At 36.1% G+C, this 9,903-nt stretch carries 6 protein-coding genes; 1 reads left to right on the forward strand and 5 read right to left on the reverse strand.

Annotated features, from left to right (window positions below; all coding sequences use genetic code 11):
* Nucleotides 1–61: 61 nt before the first annotated feature.
* From F6K22_RS19285 to F6K22_RS19300, 4 genes are all read right to left on the reverse strand, one after another.
* Complete coding sequence (locus F6K22_RS19285) at nucleotides 62–2,431, reverse strand: CHASE2 domain-containing protein (RefSeq protein WP_293101278.1); 2,370 nt, start codon at nucleotides 2,429–2,431, stop codon at nucleotides 62–64.
* Between the two features lie 205 nt (nucleotides 2,432–2,636).
* Nucleotides 2,637–3,935: an AAA-like domain-containing protein gene (locus F6K22_RS19290; protein WP_293101281.1), complete on the reverse strand. Its 1,299-nt coding sequence runs from the start codon at nucleotides 3,933–3,935 to the stop codon at nucleotides 2,637–2,639.
* A 1,312-nt stretch (nucleotides 3,936–5,247) separates the two neighbouring features.
* A complete protein-coding gene (locus F6K22_RS19295; protein ID WP_363273926.1) occupies nucleotides 5,248–6,198 on the reverse strand; it encodes a calcium-binding protein in 951 nt (316 codons plus the stop codon).
* 1 nt (nucleotide 6,199) lies between these two features.
* The gene (locus tag F6K22_RS19300; RefSeq protein WP_293101286.1) at nucleotides 6,200–7,507 is read right to left on the reverse strand and encodes an Ig-like domain-containing protein; all 1,308 of its coding nucleotides are present in this window, start codon (nucleotides 7,505–7,507) and stop codon (nucleotides 6,200–6,202) included.
* Nucleotides 7,508–8,024: 517 nt separating this feature from the next.
* Between F6K22_RS19300 and F6K22_RS19305 the strand changes: the two genes are divergently transcribed.
* Nucleotides 8,025–8,156, forward strand: a complete 132-nt coding sequence (locus F6K22_RS19305) for a hypothetical protein (protein ID WP_293101289.1) — start codon at nucleotides 8,025–8,027, stop codon at nucleotides 8,154–8,156.
* Nucleotides 8,157–8,356: 200 nt separating this feature from the next.
* On the opposite strand, the gene F6K22_RS19310 is transcribed toward F6K22_RS19305, so the two are convergent.
* On the reverse strand, nucleotides 8,357–9,277 hold the full coding sequence (locus F6K22_RS19310) for a choice-of-anchor L family PEP-CTERM protein (protein WP_293101292.1): 921 nt from the start codon (nucleotides 9,275–9,277) through the stop codon (nucleotides 8,357–8,359).
* Between the last annotated feature and the right edge of the window lie 626 nt (nucleotides 9,278–9,903).

Genomic DNA, 9,903 nt, shown 5'->3' on the forward strand with positions numbered 1-9,903 from the left:
TCAAAGAAGTATTACCTGTATACTAGCAGTAGGGGTGTGGAACACTATACGATCGTCCCTATCAATTATCAGTTAATGGAGGCGGACTTCTCTCAAAATTTATGAAAACACTGACACCAGTTATAATAGATGCAAAAACAGATGGCACCAGGGGTACGACAAAAGCTTGAGTTAAAAAAATCCAACTAACCAAGTATAAAACCATAATATTTCCTCCTATAAAAAAGACAAACAATAAAACTTGATGAAAATACCTACCTACTACAGCACCAACAGCAGACCAACCTAAAATCCATAACCAGTCTACCCACCTATCCCAAAATATAATTAAAGGTCTTCCATCTAAAACTGCACTAATAATTTGACTTACCTGATGCGCGTGTACAATAACTCCAGCCATTTGCTTTTGAGAAACCGCTTGAAAACTATAAGGAGTATAAAAATTGTCACTACCATCTGGGTCTGTATTACCAATGAGTACAATCTTATCTTTAACTAAAGATTCATCAAAATTATTATTGAGAACATCCGAAATAGTAATAGAATCAGAAACTTTATTAGGAACCCTATCTGAGTTTCTATAATTAAGTAAAACTTGAATTCCACCAATGTCAATTTTTTGATAAAAACCTTGTCCTTCTACAAGGTCTTTGAAAAAAAACTGTCCTATTTTGACAAACCCTCGGGGAGCATCTTCCTCTTGAATGCCTTTAGTTTCCAAATAATTAAGAGCAACTTTAACACTCAATGAATATTCTGTTTGACAAGGATTTCCTTCTTTTTTGTTCTGAAACATTAAGTGCCGACGGACAATATTAATTTGACCAGGATCTAGGAGAAGATCGATAAAACCTAAGCGTTTTTCTGATACCTCTTTAGGAGGTTTGGTACTAGGTTCATTCTTGCTATCTCTAACTCTACAAACAGCAACTATTTTGTGATTATTACTCAAAAGTGTTAATAATTTTTGATAACCAGACTCAGAAGGTAAAGGTTTTTCTCGTAAATAATCTAAACCAATAATGGCAGGTTTATGAGTTTCTAATTTAGTTATTACCTTAGCCAAATTTTCATCAGTTAAACTATTACTAATTCCATATTTATTAATATCTTTTGCCGTAGCTTCAACAATTAAAATACGAGGATCTGGTGGCTCTGAAGGTCGCCATCGCATTAAGCGATCGTACTCATTTAATTCAAATGATTGTAGTAAACCTAAAGTTCTCAAAATAATCACGCCTACTCCCACAAAACCAGCAATACCTAAACTCATTCCTAATGTTTTAGGTTGAGCTTGAGGTTTAGCCTGAGAATTATCCAGATTATTTTCTAAATTTGCTAACTTTTCTGCTAATTTTTCCTCTACCCAATCTTCATTAAAAATTTTCCGATAAATTTTATTAAAAACAACTAATTTCTTTTCTCTTTTAATTACTATACCAGACAATCGTAGAGCCATTTGTACTGGACTATCATCAGTTTGAATTTCTCCCTTTTGCAGAATTTCTTGATATAGTCCCAATAACTGAGGTGCAAATTCAACATGATTAACTAAATAATCGTGCATATATTTAAAATGAGTGGGATTATCTTTCTCTTCCCAATAAGTCAAAATATATTCTTCTACTAACTTATCGACATCCGGTTCAGAATCCTCTGCATAATCAACAATAATTTGACAAAGTTTCTGAGTTAAAAAAGGTTGACCTCCAGTCCAATCAAAAACTTTTTTTAAAACAACTTCTGGCTCTTCTACTATTTCATCTAATTTCTTACTCTTAATTAAATTTTTTCCATCTTCAAACTTTAATTCTGTTAATTCAATGGGATGACCAATATTAAAAGGAGTCCGTTTTGGATCTCTAATTAAATCATCTGGAGTCGCCACTCCAACAAAAGCAAAAATCAACCGATGATAATCATCTTTTCCCTCCTCAGCCCGGCGATTATAAGAAGAGCGAATAAAAGCAAAAAAATCATTTCGCATCTCCAATGGTAATTTAACTAGCACATCAATTTCGTCAAGAAAAATATATATTTTTTGAGGATAAGGAAAATTAACAAATAAAATTTCTTCAATAAACCGAGCAAAAAGTTGGATATTATTTAAGTTTTGATGACTGGCTCTCCAGTCTTGATAATTGATACTATTAGGCAAATCACATCCATAGAATATTTCTCCTAAAAAACCTTCATACCAAGATTCTTCTTTAATTGAAACACCTAATCTAGTCATGTCAATTGGGATACATTTGCAACCTTGGGAGCGTAATTTTTTCATCACTCTTACTCGCATACTAGATTTACCCATTTGACGAGCATTAAATACATAACAATATTCGCCAGCTAGGAGGTTTTCAAATAGTTCTATATCTTGTTTTCTTACTACATAAGTAGGGTCATTTGCTCGTAAACTCCCTCCAGGTACCATTTTTTTTCCTTTTTCCTTCTTTTTTACTTCCTGACTTTCAATAGAGCTCTTGCAAAAGTTTTAATTAAATCAATTCAAGATCTAAAATAAACAATTTCATCTCCCTATTCCCTATTCCCTCTCTTGGTGCGCGTTCCCTTGCGACTTTCGTCGTCGCGGGGTCGCACCGCTATTCCCTATTCCCTGACTTCTGTAAGAAGTCTAATTAAGATAGACAATACTGAAAATATTGTTGATATAACTGACAACGAGGTTCAGCCAAATCACCTTTAATTGTAATTAATCCCATAGCTTCTAATTGACGTACCTCTCTATTTTTATTAGGTAAACGCACCGGAGAATTAGCTTTTAATATTTCGCAAAAAACTGCTTTGATTTTTGGATTCTCCTCCATGATTTCTAAAAGCATACTTAAATGATCTTGATAAATCCCACTTTCAGTAGGAGCTTCTTTTAATAGCTCTTCAATTTTCAATTCATCCTGGACCATTTTATACAATCCTAATCTGACTAAATAAGGATGTCCTCCTACCATCTCCATTAAAGGATTAACTATTTCTGCTTCAAGTTGATGTCTAAATGTTAAATTAGCTACCTCATCTTTTGTAAATTCTTTTAATTCTATAGGTAAGCCCACATTAAAAGGAGATTGATAAATATCTAATTTACCATGATATTCTGTCGAATAAGCAATTACCATTCTAAGATTTTCCCAAATTTCCGAGTTATTACTTTCCTCATACCAACTTCTTAACATAGCAAAAAAGTTTTTTGATATTTCTGGATAATTGAAAATCTCATTAACTTCATCTAATAGTAAAACAACATTTTTCTGGAGATGAATCAATAATTCTTTAAATTCCTGAGTACAAGAAATTTTAGCGTTATTATCATCCCAAGTTAGTCCAGATTTAACATCAGGCAACTGACTTTTGATATTTTTATTAAATGCTTGGATGAAATTATTAATACTGCTAATATTTTGGGGTTCAATTAAAGTGTCAAACCTCAGATACACAGGAAGATAAGTATTTTGTTTTGCTTTAGCTTGTATCCTTTGCATCAGAGAAGTTTTACCCATTCTACTTGGTGCTTTTATTCTTACTAAAGAACCTGGTTGTTCTATAGCTTCATAACATTCAGATTCAATAGTACAACGTTTAATTCGATGACGTTCTATATAAAAAGGAGAGTCTAGTTTTTCCGGTCTACCAGGCATGATAATTTGGTGAAAACCATAATCTTCCTGTAACTCATTAATGACTAAATTTGGTTTATATTGAGTGAATATTTGTACCAAATATTCGTTCCATTCTAGATTGGATTCTGGTGAATATTTAAACTTCTTTGCTATTGCTTTTAATTTTCTCCCTACACTTGATTGATCGAAACTCATTGACTGAGCAATTTCTTGATATTTTTTGCCTGATAAGCGCAATTGGATTATATTTTTGTCATTGTCTGACAAATTAGAGTAAATGTGGTCAAATATTTCTTGATTCATGGTTCTTTATTCAAGTTTAAATTTATAATGTTTGTGACAAATAAACCCTTACCAATGGATAATGAATAATGGATAATTGATAATTAATCCCCAAAGGTTTAAAGCCTCTTCTTTTAAGGATAAAAAGCAGTAGAGGGATGGCGAGGTTTCCGAGCCGCTCTGCAATTCAAGTCGCTCCGCGTTTCGCTTTCCGTTTGTCATGCTAAAGCAAACGCGATATGTTTCAAAGCATTCGGTAAGGAAAAAACACGGGTTGTGCGGGGCGCTAAATGCCATATCCAATCGACTAAGAAAAGAAATTGTGATTTCCTTATATTCAATTTCCTTACGGTTTTCCTTGAGGTAATTATCCATTATCAATTAATCAAAATTCTCTATCAGAAAAGCTTGGCCTTTGCAAAAATTCTGCAAAAATGGTATTAGATTAAAGTATTAGATTAAAGTAATTTATACCAATTATTAAAAATTATGCAACCCCGATCGGACTGATTTTACCAGCTTATGGAAAATAAAGAATCCAAGTGTGGGTTTGAAGTCTAGTAAAATTTTACTGAATTCAACAGTGGTATTATAATTACTTGGAATTAAAAAGAGTTAGTTAAACCAGCGATCGGGAAAGTTGATTTTTGATTGTTTTTGCCTCCTTGAGTTTTTAAATTTTTAACTTTACACTTTAATTATCTCCCTAATTTCTGGGGATGGTGGTGAGCTATAAGTAAAATGAAGGTGATTTTTTGGTATGGAGAGAGTGAGCTATTTAAAACAACAAAGTGAAGTAGATGAGTGATTTTGAGTGATGAATATCACTATAGCAGTTCCCATACTGGTGAGGTACAAAATTCCTTGGTTTTAGGGAGTAGGGAGTAGGGAATAGGGAATATAAAAGAAGAAAAACAACTGTACCTCAGTAATATGAAAAATGACTGCCAGAATCATAAAACCCAGATGGCCATTCGATTTGTAACTTGTTAAATAGATACCAAATGGCTTCTATAGGACTTACGTAGTACAACGTATTTTTGTCATTGCGACCGACAGGGAAGCAATCTCAAATCCTAGTTTTTCCTACCTCATGCGTAAATCCCGATCTAATCTAATTGTATACTAAGGCTAACAGAGTGAGAAGTTACAGCGGTTTTCATATGAATAAACCACAATGATACTAACTCCTAACTCCTGACTCCTGACTCCTGACTTCTGACTCCTGACTCCTAACAATGAGTTTAGTGGTCTACTCAACTGAAAAGCGCTGTAATGCACAATTAATTTGGCTTAAATACTTCTCACTCCAGGAGACTATTCTATCATCTGATTAGAAGAAAGAAGAATCATTGATAGTAGTTAACTTAGTTGTGATTTCTTCTGGGGTAGTTACTGTATTTTCTAAAGTAGCTAAAAGTTGATTATCCCAGAATATTTGGGTATTATTAGCAACTGCCTCAATAGTTAGGCGTTGTTCATCTAAAACTAATCCATCACCCAAAACTAGCCAATCTTCATTAATATTGAAGTCGGTGATGATATCTGAACCTTGACCAACGTTGAGTAGGAAGCGATCGCTACCACTACCCCCAGTTAAAGTATCATCATTTGCCCCACCATTGAGCAGGTCATCACCATCTTCACCCAATAATAAGTCTTGACCTTGATTACCAAATATTAGGTCATTTCCCATACCTCCTAATAAAACATCTTGGAAACCTTGTGTACCAACTGCTGCTGAAAGTTCAGGGTTGTCACCATAGATAGTATCATTGCCCTCACCACCGCAGATAGTATCATTACCCCCATCGCCAAACAGCAGGTCGTCTCCTGCTTGACCATATAAAATGTCATCATCCTTACCACCTCGTGCAATATCATTACCTGTACCACTAAGAATAGTATCTGCACCATAGTTCCCACTTAGAAAGTCATTTCCGGCACCGCCAGAAATCAAGTCTTTTCCTGACACATCAGCATCAATAACACTATTGTTGCCACCATAAATTGTGTCATCTCCTGCCTCTCCTAAGAGAGTATCGTCACCTTGGTCGCCAAAGATTAAATCATTATCCTTACCACCATAGACGAAATCATCTTGTTTACCACCATTAATTAGATCGTCTCCACGACTGCCTTCAATAACATCGTTACCCCGACCTCCATTCACAGAATCTTCTCCTATTTCCTCTGCTGAAGAATTGGAACTGGGGTCACCAACAATTTGGTCATCGCCATTCTCACCCATCAGTAGATCGTCACCCTGTTGTCCGAACAGAATATCATCTTAATGTCAGCAATGCTCCTGATGGGAGAGTAATTTCTTGACCTATATCACTACTGTTGCCGTTAACTTCTGTGACGCTTAAGGGGTCGTTGTATGGGTCTGTGTCTCCCACTAGAACGTTCTCGTTCTCCAGTACAACATCAGCATCTGTGATGGCACTGTCATTTTCTGCTACAGGAGGGTTGTTGGTGGGAGGTGCTTCTAATTGACCATTAACAGTAATTGTGACTGTGGCTGTACTTGTGCCACCGTTACCATCACTAATGGTGTAGGTGAAATTGTCTGTTGCTGTTTCTCCCACTAGCAGACTGTCGTATTGACCATTGGGGTTATAACTATATGTACCGTCACTATTTAATGTCAGTAATGCTCCTGATGGGAGAGTAATTTCTTGACCAATATCGCTGCTGTTGCCGTTAACTTCTGTGACGGTTAAGGGGTCGTTGTCTGGGTCAGTGTCTCCCACCAGGACATTTTCGTTTTCAAGTACAACATCAGCATCTGTGATGGCACTGTCGTCTTCAGCTACAGGGGGGTTGTTGGTGGGAGTTTCTTCTAATTGACCATTAACAGTAATTGTGACTGTGGCTGTACTTGTGCCACCGTTGCCATCACTAATGGTGTAGGTGAAATTGTCTGTTGCTGTTTCTCCGACTAGCAAACTGTCGTATTGACCGTTGGGGTCGTAGCTATATGTGCCATCACTATTTAATGTCAGTAACGCTCCTGATGGGAGAGTAATTTCTTGACCAATATCACTACTGTTGCCGTTAACTTCTGTTACAACTAAAGTGTCATTGCTGTCTGGGTCAGTGTCTTCTCCATTGCCATTATCGTTAAGTACATTTTCGTTCTCAAGTACAACATCAGCATCTGTGCTGTTACTGTCATTTTCTGCTACAGGTGGATCATTTCTTCCATTAATTGTAATTGTAACTGTGGCTTGACTTGTACCACCGTTGCCGTCGCTGATGGTGTAGGTAAAACTATCTGTGGCTGTTTCTCCTAAGCCTAAACTTTCGTACTGACCGTTGGGGTCGTAGCTATATGTGCCATCACTGTTTAATGTGAGTAATGCTCCTGATGGTAGGCTAATTTCTTGACCAATGTCGCTGCTGTTACCATTAACTGCAGTTACGGTTAATGGATCGTTATTTGGGTCTGTGTCTTCTCCGTTGCCATTATCGTTGAGTACATTTTCGCTATCAAGTAGAACTTCAGCATCTGTGAAAGCACTGTCTTCCTGGGCGATGTGTAGCTCATTGTTTACGGTAGAGATTGCAGTTTCCCCTGAAATATTCATGGCTTAATTGTTCCTAAAAAAAGTAGATGTTGATATCGGTTTCTTGAGTTTTTTATCTCATCCTCAAGATATTTCTATCATCCGTAATTTTCCGGATTTATGGTGTGACCTAGATCTTGATCGTCTGTGAATTTTACCAGGTAAATTAGTGAAACAAATAAGTAGTTATGATGAGTTTTATTGAACTATTATGTGATTTTGATCGCAATAAAAAAAAGCCGCAAATTCATGTTAAATAATTGTTAATTTCTTTGATATGATTAAGCTTTGGTGAATTAATATAATTGTACAAAACTGCTTGAATGTCCCTCTTAAAAAGGCTTTATTTTTACAGAAATTACTCAAAGTAGACATATGTAAAAAAAAATAGAGACCTTCCATGGAAGGTCTCTACAAGGATGTGATAACAGGAATATTGAATATTGGGAAATGTCTATTTATTTAAAGAGATAAAAAGCGTGAGTGCGATTATTGAAGAGTATTAAATAGCGATCGCTATTTAATACAATTGTAGTGTATGAAAGCGAAAAATGTGAAGTTACATCATGTCCGGTTGAACAGTTATAAAAAATTAGGGAGGAGTCAGGAGATGGGAGATGGGAGTCAAGATTTAGGAGTCAGGAGATGGGATGCAGGAGACAGAAAATAAAGAAAGAATGTACTAGGAGAAAGAAGTGTTTCGGTCGCGTAAGCGGAACGGAGTTCGGTCGCTAATTATCCTATTATTACTTGGCAAAACTTGTAGCTATTATTTTGCCGCCATGTTTAAAAAAATTGCTCTGTCTAGGTTAAACGCGATTTTTTCAATCTGTGCCACGGAAAAATCTTATCTTCACTAGGTTGGAGAAATTAATTGTCAGACTTGATTAATTTTTTCCGAAGCAATGAACCAGCAAAACCAACTGCAAATAACCCTATTAATACAGAAGGTTCAGGCACATCTTGAAGCAATTCAGGAGCATGATCGGACATATCAGAAAAACTTCCAGCTTCAATAAACACCGCCGAATCCCACTGCTGGTCTCCCACATCAGCGATCGCTAACTTCATTCTATGAGTTCCAGCCTCCAATCCCAAAGCTTTGACAGTAAAGACATTGGTAAAACCATCATACTCAATATCAAAATGACCGCCACCATTATCTAAATCATTATTATTGAAATATTCTGGGTAACTAGCATTAGTTCCTAGAGGTTCACCCCCATTCACTGTATTAATCGCAACTGGAGTAGACGTACCAGGAATCAGAGCCACATTCTCTCCATTTAGGAAGAAACCGAAGACATCATTGTACTTAGAATTTGTCCATTCAATGTATTCTTCCGAGGCAAATACATAATTGAAGAAAACATTGCCTCCTTCGGTTTCAAAATCGAATTCCACAATTGTGGCATCCTGAGTGCTATATCCAGGAATCAACTCATCCAAATCAGGATCTCCAGGCAAGCCATTTCTAGTAGTTTTCTGGTCAGAATAATTAGGACCTTCTGCATCAACTGCCGAACCTGTAGTCAGAATAATACCACTATCAATGCCAATACCAGAAGATAATCCATCAGTGAATAATCCCGAAGCACCAGCAGCACCAGTGTATTTAATAGAATTTGGTGCAATTGTAATACCACTGCCGAGAATTTCCTCAACCAAATCATTGCCGTTACTAGTAGGAGTAATGGAAATTGCTTGAGCAGTAGTGGTACTACTAAGGGCAACGATAGCGGTTCCAGCAACAGTCATGGAAATTTTTTGGATGAATTGTGAAATAGTCATGGCTTGATTTTCCCTGAAAAAGTAGATGTTGACGTTTGGTTTCTTGAGTTTTTTGTCTGATCCTCAAGATATTACTATCATCCGTAATTTTCCTGAGTTATAGTGTGATCTGGATCTTCATAATATGTGAATTTTGTTAGGTAAATTAGTGAAACATATCAGTAGTGATGATGAGTTTGTTTGAATTATTAGGTGATTGCGATCGTGAGGCAAAAAAGCATTGCAAACTTATTTTGAATAATCATAAAGAGTCTTGCACGATCATAAGCAAGTTCCAAGTGGTTTTAATTTGTTACATAAGAATGCCTAAAAGTCCCTATAAGAAAGGCTTAAATTTTCTAGGAATCATTCAAAATAGACATATCCCAAAAATGTAGAGAGTTTCCATGCAAGGTCTCTACAAGGATTTTAGAACAGGAATATTGAATATCGAGAAATGTCTATTTAAAGATAGAGATAGAAAAAGTGTGAGTGCCATCATTGAATGGTTTCAAATGGAGATCGCTATTTAATACAATTGAAAAATGTGAAGTTATATCATGTCCGGTTGAACATTTAGAAAAAATTAGGGAGGAGTCAGGAGATGGGATGCAGGAGTCAGGAGATGGGAGATGGGAGTCAGGAGA

It is taken from the genome of Okeania sp. SIO2F4, from assembly GCF_010672385.1.
Taxonomy (GTDB): domain Bacteria; phylum Cyanobacteriota; class Cyanobacteriia; order Cyanobacteriales; family Microcoleaceae; genus Trichodesmium.